Below are 19,881 nucleotides of genomic sequence, written 5' to 3'. Positions count from 1 at the left end.
ACGCCCGCCTCAGGGTCGGTGCGCGATGGCGAAGTCGAGCGCGGCTCGCACCGCCGTCACCTGCGCTTCGACGCATTCCTCCGGGTGGGTCCGCGGGCTGTCCGGATAGACCTCGGTGGTGGTCGTGAACGGCGCTCGCGTCACGCACGCGCACAGCCCCGACTGGCGCACCGGGAACTCGATGACGCCCCGGGCGCTCAAGGGCGAGCCGATGATGTGGCCGTCGGCATCGGGCGGCGCGATGTGGGTGACCCGCTCCACCGCCTCGATGATCGCCTGCTGGAAATCGAGCCGGGTCGTCTCGCTGTCGCCGACCAGGTAGAAGCCGTCGGGCACTTCCTCGGCCACGAGCGGCTTGCCGTCGCGCGCCGCGAGCGCCAGGCGGAACTCGGTGATGTCGGTGTCCGTCGTCTCGTGCAGGTCGATGTGCATCAGGAACTGGCCGGCGTACGGCGCCAGCAGCTCGATCAGCGCCGACGACTCCGCCGCCTCGCGGCGCGCGCCGAAGTTCCGGTTGGGATCGACCGCGTGATAGTTCCAGCGGCAGACGCGCTCATAGGCCCACGGGCTCACGCAAGGCGCGACGAGGACGTTCACGCGATCGCCGAAGGCTTCGGCGTGTTCCTCGGCGAAGCGAAGCGCACCGAGCACGCCGCTGGTCTCGTAGCCGTGGACACCGCCGGTGATCAGCGCCACCGGGCGCGACGGATCCCACGAGCGGCTCTTCAACGCGAGCAGCGGATAGGCATCGGCGCCATAGGCCAGTTGCCCGTAGCGGACGATCTCGAAGCGGTCGGCCAGGGCCTCGACGCGCGTGACGACGTCGTCCTGATAACGCCGGGAGGCCACCTGGCGTTCGCGCCAGGCGGTGCGTTCGGCGTCGCCCCACGGGACGCCGGGAGTGCCGATGGGATAGAAACGCGCTGAGGTCATGAATGCTCCGATATCGGGGAGGGCCATCAAGAGGCCGAGTGTCTCCCATTCGCGATGCTCGACTATCCTGCGGCGGCATGTCGAATGGACCGCGGACGCCGCCGCTGTGCGACGTCATGCGCCGCGATGCATGGCTGTCGCGCGGCATTCGCTCGATCTCAAACCAGGAGCTGCAGGCATGAAGTACACCAAGCTGGGCAACACGGGACTGGATGTCTCGCGGCTGTGCCTGGGATGCATGACCTTCGGCGCCGCCGACGTCGGCAATCACAGCTGGACCTTGGACCTCGACGCCTCCCGCCCGATCTTCCGCAAGGCGGTCGACAGCGGCATCACCTTCTTCGATACCGCCAACAGCTACTCCGGCGGCACCTCCGAGCAGATGGTGGGCGTGCTGCTCAAGGAGATGACGCGCCGCGAGGAGGTCGTGCTCGCGACCAAGATGTACTCCCCGTACGAGACGCCTGAAGGCGTCAGGCATCGCCGCGGCCTGTCGCGCAAGCAGGTGCTCGCCGAGATCGATGCGAGCCTGGCGCGCCTGGGCACCGATTACGTCGACCTGCTGCAGATCCACCGCTGGGATCACGACACGCCGATCGAGGAGACGATGTGCGCGCTGCATGACGTGGTGCGCTCGGGTCGGGCGCGTTACCTCGGCGCGTCCTCGATGTATGCGTGGCAGTTCGCGAAGGCGCAGGAGGTGGCGCGCCGCAACGGCTGGACGCCGTTCGTGAGCATGCAGAACCACGTCAACCTGCTGTACCGCGAAGAGGAGCGGGAGATGATCCCGCTGTGCGCGGACCAGGGCGTGGGGCTGATCCCGTGGAGTCCGATGGCGCGGGGCCGCCTCACCCGCCCCGCGGACGAGGCCACGCCGCGGCTGCAGACCGACGACGTCGGCAAGCGGCTCTACGACGGGTCGGGCGAGCAGGACCGCCCGGTCATCCAGGCCGTGCAGGACCTCGCGGCCAGGCGCGGCGCGAAGATGGCGCAGGTTGCGCTGGCCAGGGTGCTGGCGAAGCCGCAGGTGACGGCGCCGATCATCGGCGCCTCGAAGATCGGGCAGCTGGAGGACGCGGTGGGTGCGCTCGATGTCGCGCTCGATGCCGACGAGATCGCCGCGCTGGAGGCGCCCTACGTACCGCACGCGATCAGCGGACACGAGTGAATCCGGGCCGCCTGGCGCCGCGGACTGCGCGGAAGGCGTCTGCGCTACTATCGGCCCATAGACCGTGAGGTTGTCATCCCGAAGTCCTTGCCCCGTTCGAGCGTGTCGAATGCGCCGCAAGTCCTCGCCTTGATCGCTTGGCGCTTCTGTTCGCGCCGCATGTCGTGGCTCGAAACGCGAGGAGTAGGACGATGGCTGTACCGCAGGACCTGGAAGCCCTCCGGGCCTCATTGCGCACGTGCGTGGACGCGCTCCACCGACGTCGCGCGAGCGAGATCCCCGAACTGCTGATCGATCGGCTCGTGAGCCAGCATTGGCTGGAATGGCGGGGTGGGGCCTTGTGCCTGACCGAGGTCGGCGAGGGCATCTACTGGCAGGAGCTGGCGTGACCACCGCGGCGGCGATGCCATGCTGATCCGGACGCGTCTGGCCAACATCAGCGGCCTGCGGATCGATTCGTTTGATCTGGTCTTTGTCACGGCACCCGCGACGGACGTCGGGGCGGTGATCTTTCAGCGGCCGGGGCTGCCGACGCGGAGGGTGCTCCACGTGGAGGGCGTCGCTGATGATCGCGAGGCGGCTGCGCAGGCGATCAGGAGAGCGCTCGACCCGTCGCTGAGCAGCGACGGGTGGAAGCTGTGAGGCTCGAAGGCGCGGCTCCGGGGAGATGCGCCTGTCAGCTCACTCAGCCCGCGTTCAGATGACGCGGATGCCGGAGGCTTGGGGACCCTTCGGGCCGTCCTTGGTCTCGAATTCGACCTTGGCGCCTTCGGCCAGCGTGCGGAAGCCGCCGGAGCTCTGGATTTCGCTGTGATGGGCGAACAGGTCCTTGGAGCCGTCTTCCGGGGTGATGAAGCCGAAGCCCTTGTCGTCGCTGAACCACTTCACAGTGCCGGTTTTCTTGGTCGTCATGTTGTTTCCTTTGGAATGAATGACAGGAAAAAACCCGGCGCACGATTGCGGGCCGGGACAGACACACTCAAGAGCTTGCAGCGGGGGGGTGTTGCTGAAGCAGTCCGCTCGCACGAGAGGCCCGGGGAGGGCCGGCGGCGGCTGCAGAGAAGACCTCAGAAGAAAGGTCTTGTGCGAATCTATCCGGCTAATGTAGCACGAATGAAACCCCCTGACGTCTCTCGCCGAAGAAACGATGTCCCGGCGCCAAGCCGGGCGGACGCCCGACCTGGCGATCTTCCTGCGGCCGCCGCTGCGGCCGTCACTGCAGCCGTCACTGCGGCCGGTAGGTCACTTTCAACTGGTAGCTGCCCGCCGAGTAGCCGTAGACCAGCACATAGACGTCGCCATTGGCCGTCATGGTGACGCTGCAGCCCTCGGTCGCCGTCGAGCCGTCCGACTTGCACGTGTAGGTGCTCGTCGTCGGCACGGCGCTCTTGCGGACGTAGAGGTCCATGTCGCCGGTGCCCGTCGTGCTTGCCGCGAGGCTGCCGCCGTTGGCGACCTTGAACGGGCCGAAGCTCCTGCTCTGGCCGCGCGTCAGGCTGCCGCTGAAGTTCTCCGTCTTGTCCGCCGGCGGCGGCGTGCCGGGACCGTCGCTGCCGAGCTCCACCGCGTAGGCCGCGGCCATGCGCGCGAACTTCAGCGCGTGGTCGGCTTGGCTGCCCATGTTGGCGTAGGTGTCGTTGGCGCTGTGGATGTACGGGTTGGAGCTGCTCATGCCGGACTCGAAGGGCATGCTCGCGAAGTAGCCCTTGGCGTTCCATGACGCATGGTCCGAGCACGCGTAGCCGCAGCGGTCCGTCCCCACGCGCAGCGTCGGCAGGTAGGTCGCGATCACGTTCGAGAGGAAGGTGTTCTGCGCGCTGTCCGTGTAGTCGCTGAAGATGTAGATGTCGTTGGCGGCGCCCTTGTAGTTGGTCATGTCGAGCTGCAGCACGCCGACCACGTTCGTGTTGGCCGCGGCGAAGCTGTTGGCGATCTCCTGCGAGCCGCGCAGGCCGACTTCCTCCGCCGCATAGGCCATCAGCTTGATCGTGCGACGCGGCTTGTAGTTCGCCTGCACCAGCGCACGCAGGACCTCGGTCAGGCTGGCCACGCCGGAGGCGTCGTCGTCGGCGCCGGGCGCGCGCATGGTCTCGCCCGAGCCGCCGGACTGGTTGATCGAGTCCAGGTGCGCGCCCATCACGATCACCTCGCTGCCGTTGTCGCTGCCCCGGATCGTCGCGATCACCGACTTCTGGGCCCAGCCCGGGTGGGTGAACTGCTCGACGGTGATGTCGCTGCGGCCCGCGCCCAGCGTCGTCCACTTCTGCTTGAGCCAGTTGGACGCGTTCACGCCGCTGCTGCTCGTGTAGTAGCGGTTGGTGTAGTTGGACAGGTCGACGATGGTCTGCCCGATGTTGCTCGCCTGCATCTGCGACAGGATCGGCGTCACGACGGATTGCTGATCGATCGTGTAGCTGGGCCGCGTGGCGACCAGCGCGGCGGCCAGCTGCTGCGAGGCGACCGGCGTGCTGTGACGCTTCAGCGAGGCCAGGCCGGCCTCCTGGGTCGGGTGGTACATGTAGCCGCCGCAGCGGCGCAGTTCTTCGTGGATCGAGTGGCTCAGCGAGGCGAGCGCCTCTTCGTCCACCTCGACGAGGTGGATGCCTTCGGGCCTGGCCGCGAAGGACAGCGCCGACGCGTCCTGCGCGGCATCGGCCTTGACGCTGGCCACGGCGCGCGCGGCCGGGCGGTGCTTCTGCAACTGGGCCAGCGCGGCGTCGCCGAGGCTGATCCAGACCTTGTCGCCCGCGTATGCGGGGGTGAGCGCGGCCAGGCCGACGCACACCGCGGTGATGGTGAGGAATGAACGCATGGGTGTTGTCTCCGGATTCGTTCCAGGAATGGCGAAGCCGGCGCGCCGCGCAGGGCAGCGCGCCGGAGCCCCCGGCGCCGCGCGAGGCGGCACCGGGGTCGTTCAGGCGGGGATCAGTAGGTGCCGACCAGCGAAGTGCTGGTGACCGTCGAGTACGCGCTCAGCAGCACGTAGTACACGCCGGCCGTCGGCGCCGAGAAGGTGATCGTCTCGGCGTTGGTCGAGCCGATCGAGCGCTTGTCGTAGCTCGTGGTCGTCGGCGCGGAGCCGCGCTTGACGTACAGGTCGCCGTCGCCCGAGCCGCCGGACAGCTTGATCGTCAGCGTGGTGCGGCCGGCCGGCACGGTGATGCTGTAGAGCTTGGTCGCCCCCTTGGCCAGCGAGATACCGGTCACCGGCACGCCGGTGGTCAGCGGGGTCGCGGTCGGCGGCGGCGTGGTGCCGCTGCAGCTCACGCCCACCGTGGCAAAGGCGGCGGTCACGTCGGCCTTGCTGTAGCCGCGGTTGGTCGCCGCCGTTTCCACGCCGCAGGCGCCCTGGTTGAAGGTGCTGTTGGCGGTCCAGTAGAGGCGGTTGGCGTCGACCATCACCTCGAAGGCCTTGCGCGTGTTCCATCCCGGCTTGGTCGCGAGCAGGTAGAACGCGCGGTTGTAGACGCCGCTCGAGTAGTGCACGTCCATGCCGCTGCGGTAGTTGGACGCATGGCCGATCGAGCTGCCGTCGCGCGTCGGATCGTCGAAGTAGCGCAGCGCGCCGCTGCCCTTGAAGATCTGCGCGCCGACCAGCCAGTCGTTGCTGCCGTTGTTGCGGTAGTACTCGGCGGCTTCGCCGGCCATGTCGGAGAAGGCTTCGTTCATGCCGCCCGACTGGCCGGAGTAGGTCAGGCCCGAGTTCTGCTCGGTGAAGCCGTGGCTCACCTCGTGCGCGGAGACGTCCAGCGACACCAGCGGATAGAAGGTGGTGCGGCCGTCGCCGAAGCTCATCGCCGTGCCGTCCCAGAACGCGTTCTCGTAGTTGCTGCCGTAGTGCACGCGCATGTACAGCGTGCCGGTCAGCGGACGGATGTTGAACCAGTCGCCGTACATCTTGAAGATGACTTCGCCGAAGGCGTGCGCGTCGTTCAGCGGCGAGTAGGCGCCGTTGATCTGCTTGTACTCGTTGCGCGAGCAGGTGAACTGGAAGGGCGTGTTGCTGGCGCCGGTGCTGCCGTTGAGGTTGACGGTGACGACGTTGCCGGAGTTCATCTGGCAGGTGTCGGTCACCTTCAGCGCCGGGTAGTCGGTGCCGTACTCGTAGCGGCCGGTCTTGGCGTTGCCGCCGGGGCCGGTCGCGTCCTTGTGGGCCAGGCCTTCCCAGCGCTCCAGCACCGCGCCGGTGGTGGCGTCGATCATGAAGTGGGGGCGGCTCGGCTGCTTCGCGTCATGGCGCACGAAGGACACCAGGTAGAACAGCTGCGCCTTGTTGTTCTGGTTCAGCCGGACGTAGAGCTTGACCTGCTCGTTCTCGGTGATCGCGGCGTTGATGGCGCCCTTGGCCTGCGCCAGCGCGCCTTGCGAGGTCAGGCTGGCCTGCGTGGTGGCCAGGTCCTGCTGGATGTTGGCCAGCATGCTGCCGGAGAAGCGCGAGGTGCCGGCGTTGGTGTCGAGCTGCTCGACCACGCCTTCGCCCCACACCGGGACGCCCTGGTAGTACTGCTGGTGGCGCGTGACGACCTTGCCGGTGGCGTAGGTCTGGCTGCGCACCGGCTGCAGGTCGCTGGCCGCGAGGCCCAGCGCCGTGGCGGCCGATTGCGGAGCGGCGCTGGACGCGCGCATCTGCGTGTTCACCGGGGAGGCGTCGTCGAGCAGGACGCGGTCTGCGGCGATCGCCTGGCAGGCGGCGGTGGCCGCGGCGGCGATGAGGGTCGCGCGAATGGCGCGTTGGATGAATGCCTGTGTGGAAACCTTGGACATAAGCCTCTTTCGTTCGTGATGGATCGATCAGATCTCCCGAAGAAATGGCCGTGCTCGCTCAGGTGGGAACGGGACGGCCCCCTCTGTTCGCGACCCGTGGTGGGGCCGTGCCAGATGTTCTTGGAGGTGCGGCTGGCGCCGCGTCCCGAGGTGTCGCCGGGTGCCCCGGAGGTCCCGAGGTCAGGTCTTGAGTGGTCCGGACGACTGGGCGAATGTAGGGGCTTCGCGGGCCGGTTCGGACTGTCAGGGCTTACAGCCGGTGTAACCCTTGCAACGAAGTTTCCAGGCACGTCCGTGGCTGGCGTGCGCGCGATAGGCGAGGATCCGGATTGTCGCGACCCCGATCCAGAGGACATGCTGGAAACGAGGGACGTCGATGACGGACGCATCAGGAGACGCACACCATGACGACCATGGACACGAACCCCACGCCGGCCGCCGCCGCGGCCTCGGGATGGCGCACCCACGAGGTCGCCAATCAGGTCGACGAACTCGCCGACTACTCGCTCCTCGAGACCGATCCGGCGTTGAAGGAGGCGCTCGCGCGCGCCGGCGCCGACGCCTTCGTGCCGGGTCTTGCTGCCTACGCCAGCCAGTTGGGGCGGGCGCAGACCTTCGCGATCGCCGAGCGCATCAACCGCGTCACGCCGACGCTCGACAGCTTCGACAAGCGCGGCCGCCGCATCGATCGGGTCGAGTTCGACGCCGGCTGGCACGAACTGCTCGCGATGTACCGGCAGGCGGATCTGGTCGCGATGCCGTTCCGGGACGAGCGTCCCGGCCGCTGGGCGGCGTGGGCCGCGGGCTTCTACCTGCACGGGCAGGTCGAGGCCGGCACGCTGTGCCCGGCGACGATGACGCAGGCCAGCATCCCGGTGCTGCGCCGCGAGCCGCAGTTGTGGGACGCGTTGCGCGATCAGCTCTTCAGCACCGCGTACGACGGACGCGACGTGCCGCTCGCGCAGAAGCGCTCCATCTGGCTCGGCATGGGGATGACGGAGAAGCAGGGCGGATCCGACGTGCGCGCCAACACGACGCGCGCCGAGCCGGTGGGCGCCGGCGGCCGCGGTGGCGAGTACCGCCTCACCGGGCACAAGTGGTTCTTCTCCGCGCCGATGTGCGACGCGCACCTGGTCGTCGCCAAGACGCCGGACGGCGCGCCGGGCTGCTTCTTCGTGCCGCGCTGGCGGCCCGACGGGACGAAGAACGCCGTCCACGTGCAGCGCCTCAAGGACAAGGTCGGCAACCGCAGCAACAGCAGTTCGGAGGTCGAGTTCCAGGACGCCTACGGCGTGCTGATGGGCGAGGAGGGCCGCGGCATCCCGACCATCATCGAGATGGCGACCTACACGCGGCTGAACTGCGTCGTCGGCAGCGCGGCGATGCTGCGGCAGGCGCTGGCGCAGGCGCTGCACTACACGCGGCATCGCACGGCTTTCGGCAGGCGGCTCGTGGAGCAGCCGCTGATGCGGGCGGTGCTCGCGGACCTCGCGCTCGAGAGCGAGGCCGCGATGCAGCTGAGCCTGCGTCTGGCACAGGCCTTCGAGCACCAGGACGATCCGCGCGAGCGCACCTGGATGCGGCTGGTCACGCCGGCGGCGAAGTTCTGGGTCTGCAAGCGCGCGGTCGAGCTCACCGGCGAGGCGATGGAAGTCCTCGGCGGCAACGGCTACATCGACGACGGCGTCATGGGCCGGCTGTATCGCGAGGCGCCGGTCAACTCGATCTGGGAAGGCTCCGGCAACGTGATGTGCCTGGACGTGATGCGCGCCGTCGCGCGCGATCCGCAAGCCTTCCTGGCGCTGCTCGACGAGTTCGAGGCGGACTTCGGCGACGACCGCGCGTTGCGCGCCGAACTCGATGCGTTGCGCGGCTTGCTGGCCACGCCGCCGGAACAGCTCGAAGCGCTCGGCCGCCGCTTTGCGTCGCGCCTGGTGCTGCTGGCGCAGGCCGCGCTGCTGCGCAGGCACTCGCCCGGTGTCGTCGCGGACGCGTTCGCCGCCAGCCGGTTCGATCCGCGATGGGGCGCGGTGGCCGGTGCGCTCGATACGCGGGCCGTCGATGTCGATGCGCTCCTGCAGCGAGCGTTTCCCGCGTGAGACCGAGCCCGTCGGCAGGCGCCGGTATCCCCCCTCGCTCCTACGACTCGCAGGCTCCCCAAGTCGCTCGGGGGGACACCGGCGCCTGCCGACCCGCCAGCGTCGCTGTTCCAGTGACCTAAACTCGTCCGCTTTCGTTGCTCTCGGGGCCGTTGGCCCGTCGCTGTTTTGGACAAGATCCTGCTTCAGATTGCCGCCGAACTGAAAGTCCGTCCGGCTCAGGTCAACGCGGCCGTGGAACTGCTCGATGGCGGGGCCACCGTCCCGTTCATCGCCCGCTACCGCAAGGAGGCCACCGACGGCCTCGATGACATCCAGCTGCGCGAACTCGAGGCCCGCCTGAGCTACCTGCGCGAGCTCGAGGACCGCCGCGAGGCGGTGCTCAAGAGCATCGAGGAACAGGGCAAGCTCACGCCCGAACTCGCCGCCGCCATCGCCGCCGCGCCGACCAAGCAGGAGCTGGAAGACCTCTACCTCCCGTACAAGCAGAAGCGCCGCACCAAGGGCCTGATCGCCCGCGAGGCCGGCCTGGAGCCGCTCGCCGACAAGCTGTTCGCCGATCCGTCGCTCGATCCGATGACGGAAGCCGCCGCCTTCCTCAACCCCGACGCCGGCTTCGCCGATGCCTTCGCGGTGCTGGACGGCGTGCGCGACCTGCTCTCCGAGCGCTGGGCCGAGGACGCCCTGCTGATCGGCAAGCTGCGCGAGTGGCTGTGGGAGGAGGGCCTCTTCAAGTCCAAGCTGATGGACGGCAAGGACGAGAACCATCCCGACATCTCGAAGTTCCGCGACTACTTCGACTACGCCGAGCCGATCCGCACCGTGCCCTCGCACCGGGCGCTGGCCGTCTTCCGCGGACGCACGCAGGAGTTCCTCGACGCCAAGCTGGCGCTGGATGAGGAAGTTGTCCTCGGTCAGCCCTCGCTCGCCGAAGGCCGCATCGCGCGCCACCTCGGCTGGAGCCATGCGAAGCGCGCCGGTGATGAACTGATCCGCAAGACCGTGGCGTGGACCTGGAAGGTCAAGCTCTCGCTGAGCCTGGAGCGCGATCTCTTCGCGCGGCTGCGCGAAGAGGCCGAGAAGGTCGCCACCAAGGTCTTCGCCGAGAACCTGCGCGACCTGCTGCTGGCCGCGCCGGCCGGCAAGCGCGTCGTCATGGGCCTGGACCCGGGCATCCGCACCGGCGTGAAGGTCGCCATCGTCAGTGATACCGGCCGCGTGCTGGACACCTCGACCGTCTATCCGCATGAGCCCAAGCGCGATTGGGAAGGGTCGATCCACACGCTGGGCCGCCTGTGCGCCACGCACGGTGTCAACCTGATCGCGATCGGCAACGGCACCGCCTCGCGCGAGACCGACAAGCTCGCCGCCGACCTGATCAAGCGCATCCAATCGATGGCGCCCGAGACGATCATCGAGAAGGTCGTCGTCAGCGAAGCCGGCGCGTCGGTGTATTCCGCGTCCGAATTCGCATCGAAGGAACTGCCCGACCTGGACGTGTCGCTGCGCGGCGCCGTGTCGATCGCCCGCCGCCTGCAGGATCCGCTGGCGGAGCTGGTGAAGATCGATCCGAAGTCGATCGGAGTCGGCCAGTACCAGCACGACGTCAACCAGAGCGAGCTCGCGCGCACGCTGGACGCTGTCGTCGAGGACTGCGTGAACTCGGTCGGTGTCGACCTGAACACCGCGTCCGCGCCGCTGCTGTCGCGCGTGTCGGGGCTGTCGGCCAGCGTCGCGAATTCGATCGTGCGCTGGCGCGACGCCAACGGCGCGTTCCGCAATCGCCAGCAGCTGCTGGACGTCACCGGCCTCGGTCCGAAGACCTTCGAACAGGCGGCCGGCTTCCTGCGCATCCGTGACGGCGACAACCCGCTCGACGTCAGCGGCGTGCACCCGGAAACCTATCCCGTCATCGAGCGCATCCTGGCGCAGGTCCAGCGTCCGATCGCCGACGTGATGGGCAAGTCCGACGTCATCCGCGCGCTGAAGCCCGAGGCCTTCGCTGACGAGCGCTTCGGCGCGATCACCGTCAAGGACATCTTCGGCGAGCTGGAAAAGCCGGGCCGCGATCCGCGACCGGACTTCAAGGTCGCGCGCTTCAACGACGGCGTCGAGGACCTCAAGGATCTGAAGGAGGGCATGGTGCTGGAAGGCACCGTGTCCAACGTCGCGCAGTTCGGCGCCTTCGTCGATCTGGGCGTGCACCAGGATGGCCTGATCCACGTCAGCCAGCTGGCCAACAAGTTCGTCAACGACGCCCGTGAGGTCGTCAAGACCGGCGACATCGTCAAGGTGAAGGTGCTGGAGGTCGACCTGGCCCGCAAGCGCATCTCGCTGACGATGAAGCTGGACGCGCAGGCGCCGCGCGGCGGCTCGAAGCCGGACAACAGCTTCCGCCCCGCTGGCCGCAACGAACGGCAGGGCGGTGCTCGCCCATCGGGCGCGCGTGACGCCCAGCCTGTCGGTGGCAACGCGATGGCCGCGGCCTTCGCCAAACTCAAGCGCTGAGACGCTGAGACGCTGATGAGCTCGGTGCCTCGGATCGGGACGACCGGGGCCCCTTTTCGGAGGTCAAGGAGGGAATTCGACTGCCGGGAGGCAGTCGAAGGAGGGACACGGAGAAAAGGGGCCCCGGTTGTCCCGATGCGCTTGCTCGAAGAAGTGAACGCCGTCCACGGCTCCTGATCGCGTTTGATCCCACATTTTTCGCGGCTGGTCGCACCTGAGGTGTCAGGACTCGCGGTGTACGGCTACGCTGCGCGCCGTTTACCGTCAAAGACAAAAGTCGACAGACCTACACAGTGTCGACACCAAATCCTCGGGAGTTCCCTTGAAGACCCACGCCATCGCCAGGGCCTGCGCCCTTGTCTGTCTGTCCGCGCTTGCACCTGCGACTGCCGTTCTTGCGCAAGACGCTCCTCCCGGGCTGGGCAACGAGCCGACCTCGGGCAAGCGCCTGGACCGCGTGGAGATCACTGGCCGGAACACTGATTCCGAGTTGCGCCGCCGCGCCCCGGTGGCCAAGCAGATCTACGGGCGCGACGAGCTCGACAAGTACGGCGACACGAGCGTCGCCGACGTGCTCAAGCGCCTGCCGGGTGTGAACGTGTCCGACGGCGCGCCGCGCATGCGGGGCTTGGGTTCGGGCTACACGCTGATCCTGATCAACGGCGACCCCGCGCCTCCGGGCTTCAAGCTGGACCAGCTGGATCCCGCCCAGGTCGAACGCATCGAAGTGACCAAGGGCCCGAGTGCCGACCAGAGCGCGCAGGCCGTCGCCGGCGCGATCAACATCATCCTGAAGGAAGCGCCGAAGATGTCGCAGCGCGACCTGCGCGTCGGGGCCGGCTACAACATCAACCACCCGGTGCCTTCCGCCACCTTCACCTACGGCGAGCGCTTCGGCCCGGTGTCGGTATCGGTGCCGCTGTCGGCGTTCCAGTGGCTGCAGGAGATGAAGTCCACGACCGAGCGCAACGGTACCGACCTGGACGGTCAGCCGGTCATCGCTTCCCAGCACGGGAAGATGCGCAACTGGGGGCACGGCTTCAATTCCGCGCCGCGCGCGACCTGGAAGATCAGCGACGACGAGACCGTGTCGCTGATCGGCTTCGCGCAGAAGGGCTTCTGGAACAACTCGGTGCGGCTCACGCCCGATGCCGTCTACAGCCCCGGCACGCGACTGGACGACAACGCCGACAACCAGGGCACGTGGCAGATGCTGCGCGCCAACGCGCAGTGGAACAACCGCTTCAGCGAGACCCAGAAGTGGGAGCTGAAGGCCGGCGTGCAGGACGCCAAGAACCACATCGAGAACCACACGCTCACCGGCAGGCCGGTCGATGCGCTGCTCGACAGCCGCGACCGCAGCCTGACGCAGGCCGGCAAGTACAGCCAGATCCTCGGCGAGGAGCACACGCTGACGGTCGGCTGGGACTTCGAGTTCCGCAAGCGCGACGAGATCCGCAACACCCTCGTCGCCGGCGACGAGCAGAGCCCCGGACTCAACGGCGAGAACTTCGGCGCCCGCATCCGCCGCCAGGCCTTCTTCATCCAGGACGAGTGGGAGATCAATCCGCAGTGGTCCACCTACTTCGGCCTGCGGCATGAGCAGATCGTGACCACCAGCCGCGGCATCGCCACCGATGCGCGCAACAGCTCCAGCGTGCTGTCGCCGCTGTGGCACCTGACCTACAAGCTGGACCCGAAGGGTCGCGACATGATCCGCGCCAGCATCACCCGCAGCTACAAGGCGCCGGAGCTGACGCAGATGCTGGGCCGCTACACGCCCAACAGCAAGTTCCCGAGCCCCGCCACGGGCGAGCAGAACGACGAGTTCAATCCCGACCGCATCGGCAATCCGGGCCTGAAGCCGGAGCTCGCAACCGGCTTCGATGTCGCCTACGAGAAGTACCTCACCGGCGGCAGCCTCTTCAGCGTGGGCCTCTTCCACCGCAACATCAGCCAGTTGATCCGCAACGTCGTGACCCTGGATCCGGCCAATCCGCCGCTGTCCACGGTGCCGCGATACGTGATCCGGCCGATGAACTTCTCCAGCGCCACCACCAGCGGCATCGAGATGGAGCTCAAGGGCCGTGCGGGTGAGCTGTTCCCCTCGATGTTCGATCCGAAGCTGCCGTTGAACCTGCGCAGCTCCGTGAGCGTCTACCGTTCGCGGGTCAAGGCCGTGGACGGCCCGGACAACCGGCTCGACCAGCAGCAGCCCTGGACCGCCAACCTCGGCTTCGACTACCGCTTCAGCAGCGTGCCGGTCACCACCGGCGCCAACCTGAACTACACACCGGTCTACACGGTGCGTCAGACCGATCGTCAGAGCGTCGAGTACTCGCGCAACCGCGGCCTGGACGTTTTCGCCCAGTGGATGGTCAGCCCGAAGACCTCGGTGCGCTTCTCGGCCAATAATCTGTTCCCGCTCGACGCCCGGGCCGAGACCCAGCTCCCCGGTGATCAGTTCTACGCCACCGGTCGCGGTCTGAAGCCGTGGTTCCAGCTCAACCTGGAGATGAAGCTCTGAGCCTTCTCCGGAGCGAGGGCCTTCAGGTCCGCGTCGGGCGTTTCCGTTTCTTGAAAGGACGACCCGCCCGATGCAGGCCTTGCAGATCCTTGCCGGACCCCGTGCGCGCCAACGGCTGCGCGACCATGGCCTTCGGGCCGCCGACGTGCGCGTCGTGCCCGGCGCCGCCGGCGGCCCGAAGGGGTTGGTGCTCAGCACGCTCGACGCGCATCTCTTCGGCGAGTTCCTGCCGTCGGGCGGTCAGGAGGTCCATCTGCTCGGCGCCTCCATCGGCGCCTGGCGCATGGCCACGGCCTGTCTGACCCGCGACGCCGCGCAGGCGAACGCGGAGTTCGAGCGCCTCGCCCACGATTACGCCCATCAGGACTACGAGTCGGCGCCCGGCAAGCGGCCGACCGCCGCGACGGTCTCGCGCGCATTCTCCGAGAAGCTCGGAGAGATCTTCGGCGGCCGCGAGGCCGAGGTGCTGTCGCATCCGCAGTTCCGGCTGCATGTGTTCACGTCGCGCGGCAAGCACGTGCTCGGGCGGGAAGGGCGGCTGCGCACGCCGCTCGGCTACCTGGGCGCGTTCGCGGCCAACGCGATGTCGCGGCGCGCGATGGGCGCCTGGCTGGAGCGGGTGGTGTTCTCCGACAAGCGCTCGCCGCTGCCGATGCCGCTGGCCGACTACCGCAGCCGGCAGGTGGCGCTCGATGCGGGCAACCTGAAGCGAAGCATCCTGGCAAGCTGCTCCATCCCCTTCTGGCTGCAGGCCGTGCACGACATCGAAGGTGCCCCGGCCGGCGCCTACTGGGACGGCGGCATCACCGACTACCACCTGCATCTGAACTATGCCGCGATGGTCGGCGACGGCATCGCGCTGTATCCGCATTTCCAGGCCAGCGTCGTGCCGGGCTGGCTCGACAAGGCGTTCAAGCATCGGCATCGGACCAGCGCGTTCCTGGACAACGTCGTGCTGCTGACGCCCAACCCCGAATGGGTGAAGACGCTGCCCAACGGCAAGCTGCCTGATCGCAACGACTTCCAGCGCTACCTGAACGACGTCCCCGGCCGGGCCCGCGACTGGCTACGCGCCGTCCGCGAAGGCGAGCGGCTGAGGGACGAGTTCCGCGAAGCCTGCGCCCGGCCGACCCTCGACATCCAGGCGCTCTGAGCTACACTGGCCATCTCTTTTTTCTTTTTCCAACAAGGACCGGGAAAGGCGACATGGTTATGACACCGCGGACTACCACCTCCACTGCGAAGGTTTGAGCGACCGCGGCTCGTCACGTCTTTCATCAGCTGTCCGGAAAAAGTCAGCACCCCAGAAAAAGCGCGGCAAGTGGTCGCGCTTTTTTGTTTTCTGGAGTTCCCCCACATGTCCCACATCTCCATCCAACTGCCCGACGGCTCCAAGCGCGAGTTCCCGCAACCGGTGACCGTCGCCGAAGTCGCGGCCTCCATCGGCACGGGCCTGGCGAAGGCGGCGCTGGCCGGCCGCGTCGGCTCGGGCGATGACGCCAAGGTCGTCGACACGAGCTTCCTCATCGACAAGGACACGCAGCTGGCCATCGTCACGGACAAGGATCCGGACGGGCTGGAGGTCATCCGCCATTCGACGGCCCACCTGCTGGCCTATGCGGTCAAGGAACTGTTCCCCGACGCGCAGGTCACCATCGGCCCGGTCATCGAGAACGGCTTCTACTACGACTTCTCCTACAAGCGCCCGTTCACGCCCGACGATCTGGCGGCGATCGAGGCCAAGATGGGCGAGCTCGCGAAGAAGGACGAGAAGGTCACGCGCTCGGTGCTGCCGCGCGATGAAGCCGTCGAGTACTTCAAGGGCATCGGCGAGGCCTACAAGGCCGAGATCATCGCCAGCATCCCGGCGGACCAGGACGTCTCGCTGTACGCCGAGGGCGGCTTCACCGACCTGTGCCGCGGCCCGCACGTGCCGTCGACGGGCAAGCTGAAGTTCTTCAAGCTGATGAAGGTGGCCGGCGCCTACTGGCGCGGCGACCACCGCAACGAGCAGCTGCAGCGCATCTACGGCACGGCCTGGGCGACGAAGGACGACCTCGCGAACTACCTGCGCATGCTGGAGGAAGCGGAGAAGCGCGACCACCGCAAGCTCGGCAAGGACCTGGAGCTGTTCCACATCGACGAGCATGCGCCGGGCGTCGTGTTCTGGCATCCCAAGGGCTGGACGATCTGGCAGGAGGTCGAGCAGTACATGCGCCGCGTGTATCGCGACAACGGCTACCAGGAAGTGAAGGGCCCGCAGCTGCTGGACAAGACGCTGTGGGAGGCCACGGGCCACTGGGACAAGTACCGCGACAACATGTTCACGACGGAATCGGAGAAGCGCGACTACGCGCTCAAGCCGATGAACTGTCCCGGTCACATCCTGATCTTCAAGCACGGCATCAAGAGCTACCGCGACCTGCCGCTGCGCTTCGGCGAGTTCGGCCAGTGCCATCGCAACGAGCCGACGGGTGGCCTGCACGGCATCATGCGCGTGCGCGGTTTCACGCAGGACGACGGTCACATCTTCTGCACGGAAGACCAGATCCTGGCCGAGTGCGTGGCGTACACGGCGCTGTTGCAGAAGGTCTACAAGGACTTCGGCTTCGACAACATCATCTACAAGGTCGCGACGCGTCCCGAGGCCCGGATCGGTTCGGACGAGGTCTGGGACAAGGCCGAGTTCGCGCTGATGGAGTCGCTGCGCGCGTCGGGCGTGGAGTTCATCATCGCCCCGGGCGACGGCGCCTTCTACGGTCCGAAGATCGAATACACGCTCAAGGACGCGATCGGCCGCCAGTGGCAGTGCGGCACGATGCAGGTCGACTTCTCGATGCCCGCGCGCCTGGGCGCCGAGTACGTGGCCGAGGACGGCGAGCGCCACACCCCCGTCATGCTGCACCGCGCGATCGTCGGCAGCCTGGAGCGTTTCATCGGGATCCTGATCGAGCAACACGCCGGCGCGCTGCCGGTTTGGCTCGCTCCGACGCAGGTCGTTGTCGCCAATATCACCGACGCCCAATCGGACTACGTTTCCAGCATTGTGAAATCGCTGCAAAAACAAGGGGTTAGGGTCCAGGCAGATTTGCGGAACGAGAAAATCACGTATAAAATCCGCGAGCATTCACTGCAAAAGGTGCCGTTCATCCTGGTCGTCGGCGACAAGGAAAAGGCGAACGGCGCAGTCGCAGTGCGCGCCCGAGGCAACCAGGATCTGGGCGTGATGTCGCTGGAGGACTTCGTTTCGAAGCTCTCGACCGCCATCGCGGACAAGACCTGAGTCGGGCGCTTTTTGCGTTGTACTGATCATTACGGACCCTTGCCAAGGCCCGCCTAAAGGTAACCACCATCGCTACTTTTGCTGACCGTCGTGCGATTCCGGAGCGCAAGCACCGCCTGAATCGCGAAATCATCGCTTCTGAAGTCCGTCTCAATGGCCCCGAGAACGAGCCGATCGGCATCGTCTCGATCCAGGAAGCGCTCCGGATGGCCGGTGACCTGGACGTCGATCTGGTCGAAATTGCCGCCACTGCAGTTCCGCCGGTCTGCCGGCTGATGGACTACGGCAAGTTCAAGTACCAGGAGCAGAAGCGCGCCGCGGAAGCCAAGTCCAAGCAGAAGGTCATCGAGGTCAAGGAAGTCAAGTTCCGTCCGGGCACGGACGAAGGCGACTACCAGATCAAGATGCGCAACCTGCGCCGCTTCATCGCGGAGGACGGTGACAAGGGCAAGGTCACGCTGCGCTACCGCGGCCGCGAGATCACCCACCAGGACATCGGCATGCGCATGCTGGAACGCATCCGCGATGAGCTGTCGGACGTGGCGGTGGTCGAGCACATGCCCAAGCTCGAAGGGCGCCAGATGATCATGGTGCTCGCACCGAAGAAGCGTTGAGCTTCTGAAGAATCGACTCGGCGGGGCCGGCAGGCCCCGCCACAGTTTCAGCCCGCCGATCTGGTCGTCGGCGGGCTTATTAGTCTCCTGCAGGCCGGTCAAGTACCGCGGAATCCGCGGTCGCCTGGAGGGACGCACATAGAAGGAGCAGTCATGCCCAAGATGAAGACCAAGAGCAGCGCGAAAAAGCGTTTTCGCGTTCGTCCGGGTGGCACCGTCAAGCGCGGTCAAGCGTTCAAGCGCCACATCCTGACCAAGAAGACCACGAAGAACAAGCGCCACCTCCGTGGTGCGACGACCGTGCATGAGACCAACATGGGCCACATCGCTTCGATGCTGCCCTTCGCTGGTCTGTAATCCAGCAGTAGACAAGGAGATACAACATGCCTCGCGTCAAACGTGGTGTAACCGCACGTGCTCGTCACAAGAAGGTCCTGGCTCTGGCCAAGGGCTTCCGTGGTCGTCGCAAGAACGTCTTCCGCATCGCCAAGCAGGCGGTGATGAAGGCGGGCCAGTACGCCTACCGTGACCGCCGTGCCAAGAAGCGCGTGTTCCGCCAGCTGTGGATTGCCCGTATCAACGCGGCAAGCCGTGGCCTGGGTCTGAGCTACAGCAAGTTCGTGGCCGGTCTGAAGAAGGCCGAGATCGACATCGACCGCAAGGTCCTGGCCGACCTCGCCGTCAACGACCCTGCTGGTTTCGCCAGCATCTTCGCCAAGGTGAAGGCCGCTCTGGCTTGATAGCCATGGTCCGCCCGCCGGTGCTCTCCGGCGAGCGGACTGGCCGCTCCGGCCCTGCCGGGGTTGCCTCTTTCAAAGGCCGACACCCCGGTGTTCGGCCTTTTTTCATTCCGGCGCGGTGGTGCGATGTTCGCCATTCCACCGTCGTGCCATTCGATTTCCGCCAACGACGCCGACGCCCAGTCGCCGCCCCGCGATGAACGACCTCGATCAATTGCTGCACCAGGCGACCGGCGAATTCGCCGCCGCCACGACTCCCGCCGACCTGGAGAACGCCAAGGCGCGCTTCCTGGGCAAGACCGGTCAGGTCACCGAGCTGATGAAGGGCATGGCCAGCCTGCCCGTCGAGGAGAAGAAGACCCGCGGCGCGCAGATCAACCAGCTGAAGCAGGGCATCGAGGCGGCGCTGACCGCGCGCCGCCAGGCGCTGGCGGACGCGGAGCTCGAGAAGCAGCTCAAGGCCGAGGCGCTGGACGTCACGCTGCCCGGCCGCCAGCGCGGCACCGGCGGCCTGCACCCGATCACGCGGGCGATGGAGCGCATCGAGGCGATCTTCGGCTCGATGGGCTTCGACGTCGCCGACGGCCCGGAGATCGAGAACGACTGGTTCAACTTCACCGCGCTGAACACGCCGGAGGACCATCCGGCGCGCTCGATGCACGACACCTTCTACATCGAAGGGGGTCATGTCTTGCGCACCCACACCAGCCCGATGCAGATCCGCTATGCGGTGCAGCATGTCAAGAAGCACCGCGCGCTGATCGACGCCGGCCAGCCGATGCCCGAGATCCGGGTGATCGCGCCGGGCCGCACCTACCGCGTCGACAGCGACGCCACGCATTCGCCGATGTTCCATCAGGTCGAAGGCCTGTGGGTCGGCGAGAACATCAGCTTCAAGGACCTGAAGTCCGTCTACGTGAACTTCATGCAGCAGTTCTTCGAGACGACGGACATGGAGATCCGTTTCCGTCCGAGCTACTTCCCGTTCACCGAACCCAGCGCCGAGATCGACATGATGTTCGGCTCCGGCCCGCTGAAGGGGCGCTGGCTGGAAGTCTCCGGCTCCGGCCAGGTGCACCCGCAGGTGATCCGCAACATGGGGCTCGATCCCGAGCGCTACATCGGCTTCGCCTTCGGCTCGGGCATCGACCGCCTGGCCATGCTGCGCTACGGCGTCAGCGACTTGCGCCTGTTCTTCGACGGCGACCTGCGCTTCCTGTCGCAGTTCAAGTAATTCGAGCCCCC

Annotated in this window: 16 protein-coding genes; 12 read left to right on the top strand and 4 right to left on the bottom strand. The window is 67.0% G+C overall.

Features of this window, described 5'->3' with window-relative positions:
* Positions 1–9: 9 nt before the first annotated feature.
* Entirely contained in the window at positions 10–933 is a 924-nt protein-coding gene (locus ACQ4L4_RS14155) for a M14 family metallopeptidase (RefSeq protein ID WP_431104786.1), read from the bottom strand.
* Positions 934–1,111: 178 nt separating this feature from the next.
* On the opposite strand from ACQ4L4_RS14155, the gene ACQ4L4_RS14150 reads away from it, so the two are divergent.
* From ACQ4L4_RS14150 to ACQ4L4_RS14140, 3 genes are all read left to right on the top strand, one after another.
* A complete protein-coding gene (locus ACQ4L4_RS14150; RefSeq protein ID WP_431104785.1) occupies positions 1,112–2,101 on the top strand; it encodes an aldo/keto reductase in 990 nt (329 codons plus the stop codon).
* A gap of 191 nt (positions 2,102–2,292) precedes the next feature.
* A complete protein-coding gene (locus ACQ4L4_RS14145) occupies positions 2,293–2,490 on the top strand; it encodes a hypothetical protein (RefSeq protein ID WP_377152484.1) in 198 nt (65 codons plus the stop codon).
* 19 nt (positions 2,491–2,509) lie between these two features.
* Positions 2,510–2,743 carry a hypothetical protein gene (locus ACQ4L4_RS14140; RefSeq protein ID WP_377152486.1) on the top strand — a complete coding sequence of 78 codons (234 nt, stop codon included), beginning with the start codon at positions 2,510–2,512 and terminating at the stop codon, positions 2,741–2,743.
* A gap of 54 nt (positions 2,744–2,797) precedes the next feature.
* On the opposite strand, the gene ACQ4L4_RS14135 is transcribed toward ACQ4L4_RS14140, so the two are convergent.
* The 3 genes from ACQ4L4_RS14135 to ACQ4L4_RS14125 form a co-directional block, all read right to left on the bottom strand.
* Entirely contained in the window at positions 2,798–3,013 is a 216-nt protein-coding gene (locus tag ACQ4L4_RS14135; RefSeq protein ID WP_377152489.1) for a cold-shock protein, read from the bottom strand.
* 313 nt (positions 3,014–3,326) lie between these two features.
* On the bottom strand, positions 3,327–4,913 hold the full coding sequence (locus ACQ4L4_RS14130) for a M20/M25/M40 family metallo-hydrolase (RefSeq protein ID WP_431104784.1): 1,587 nt from the start codon (positions 4,911–4,913) through the stop codon (positions 3,327–3,329).
* Between the two features lie 113 nt (positions 4,914–5,026).
* A complete protein-coding gene (locus ACQ4L4_RS14125; RefSeq protein WP_431104783.1) occupies positions 5,027–6,865 on the bottom strand; it encodes a M4 family metallopeptidase in 1,839 nt (612 codons plus the stop codon).
* 413 nt (positions 6,866–7,278) lie between these two features.
* Between ACQ4L4_RS14125 and ACQ4L4_RS14120 the strand changes: the two genes are divergently transcribed.
* The 9 genes from ACQ4L4_RS14120 (at position 7,279) to pheS (ending at position 19,870) form a co-directional block, all read left to right on the top strand.
* Positions 7,279–8,964, top strand: coding sequence for an acyl-CoA dehydrogenase family protein (locus ACQ4L4_RS14120; RefSeq protein WP_431104940.1), 1,686 nt, complete (start codon positions 7,279–7,281; stop codon positions 8,962–8,964).
* Between the two features lie 168 nt (positions 8,965–9,132).
* Positions 9,133–11,472, top strand: a complete 2,340-nt coding sequence (locus tag ACQ4L4_RS14115; protein ID WP_431104782.1) for a Tex family protein — start codon at positions 9,133–9,135, stop codon at positions 11,470–11,472.
* A gap of 322 nt (positions 11,473–11,794) precedes the next feature.
* Positions 11,795–13,999 carry a TonB-dependent receptor plug domain-containing protein gene (locus tag ACQ4L4_RS14110; RefSeq protein ID WP_431104781.1) on the top strand — a complete coding sequence of 735 codons (2,205 nt, stop codon included), beginning with the start codon at positions 11,795–11,797 and terminating at the stop codon, positions 13,997–13,999.
* Between the two features lie 70 nt (positions 14,000–14,069).
* On the top strand, positions 14,070–15,152 hold the full coding sequence (locus tag ACQ4L4_RS14105; protein ID WP_431104780.1) for a patatin-like phospholipase family protein: 1,083 nt from the start codon (positions 14,070–14,072) through the stop codon (positions 15,150–15,152).
* Between the two features lie 204 nt (positions 15,153–15,356).
* Positions 15,357–17,282, top strand: coding sequence for a threonine--tRNA ligase (gene thrS, locus ACQ4L4_RS14100; protein WP_377152501.1), 1,926 nt, complete (start codon positions 15,357–15,359; stop codon positions 17,280–17,282).
* Between the two features lie 68 nt (positions 17,283–17,350).
* Positions 17,351–17,896, top strand: a complete 546-nt coding sequence (gene infC, locus ACQ4L4_RS14095; protein WP_082938615.1) for a translation initiation factor IF-3 — start codon at positions 17,351–17,353, stop codon at positions 17,894–17,896.
* Positions 17,897–18,049: 153 nt separating this feature from the next.
* Positions 18,050–18,253: a 50S ribosomal protein L35 gene (rpmI, locus tag ACQ4L4_RS14090; RefSeq protein ID WP_067275755.1), complete on the top strand. Its 204-nt coding sequence runs from the start codon at positions 18,050–18,052 to the stop codon at positions 18,251–18,253.
* Positions 18,254–18,279: 26 nt separating this feature from the next.
* A complete protein-coding gene (gene rplT, locus ACQ4L4_RS14085; protein WP_067275752.1) occupies positions 18,280–18,636 on the top strand; it encodes a 50S ribosomal protein L20 in 357 nt (118 codons plus the stop codon).
* 196 nt (positions 18,637–18,832) lie between these two features.
* Positions 18,833–19,870: a phenylalanine--tRNA ligase subunit alpha gene (gene pheS / locus ACQ4L4_RS14080; RefSeq protein WP_297530917.1), complete on the top strand. Its 1,038-nt coding sequence runs from the start codon at positions 18,833–18,835 to the stop codon at positions 19,868–19,870.
* The last annotated feature ends 11 nt before the right edge of the window (positions 19,871–19,881 follow it).

Source organism: Roseateles noduli, assembly GCF_050626985.1.
Taxonomy (GTDB): Bacteria; Pseudomonadota; Gammaproteobacteria; order Burkholderiales; family Burkholderiaceae_C; genus Roseateles; species Roseateles noduli_A.
The sequence above is the reverse complement of the archived record's forward strand: the minus strand, read 5'-3'. Positions and strand labels throughout refer to the sequence as shown.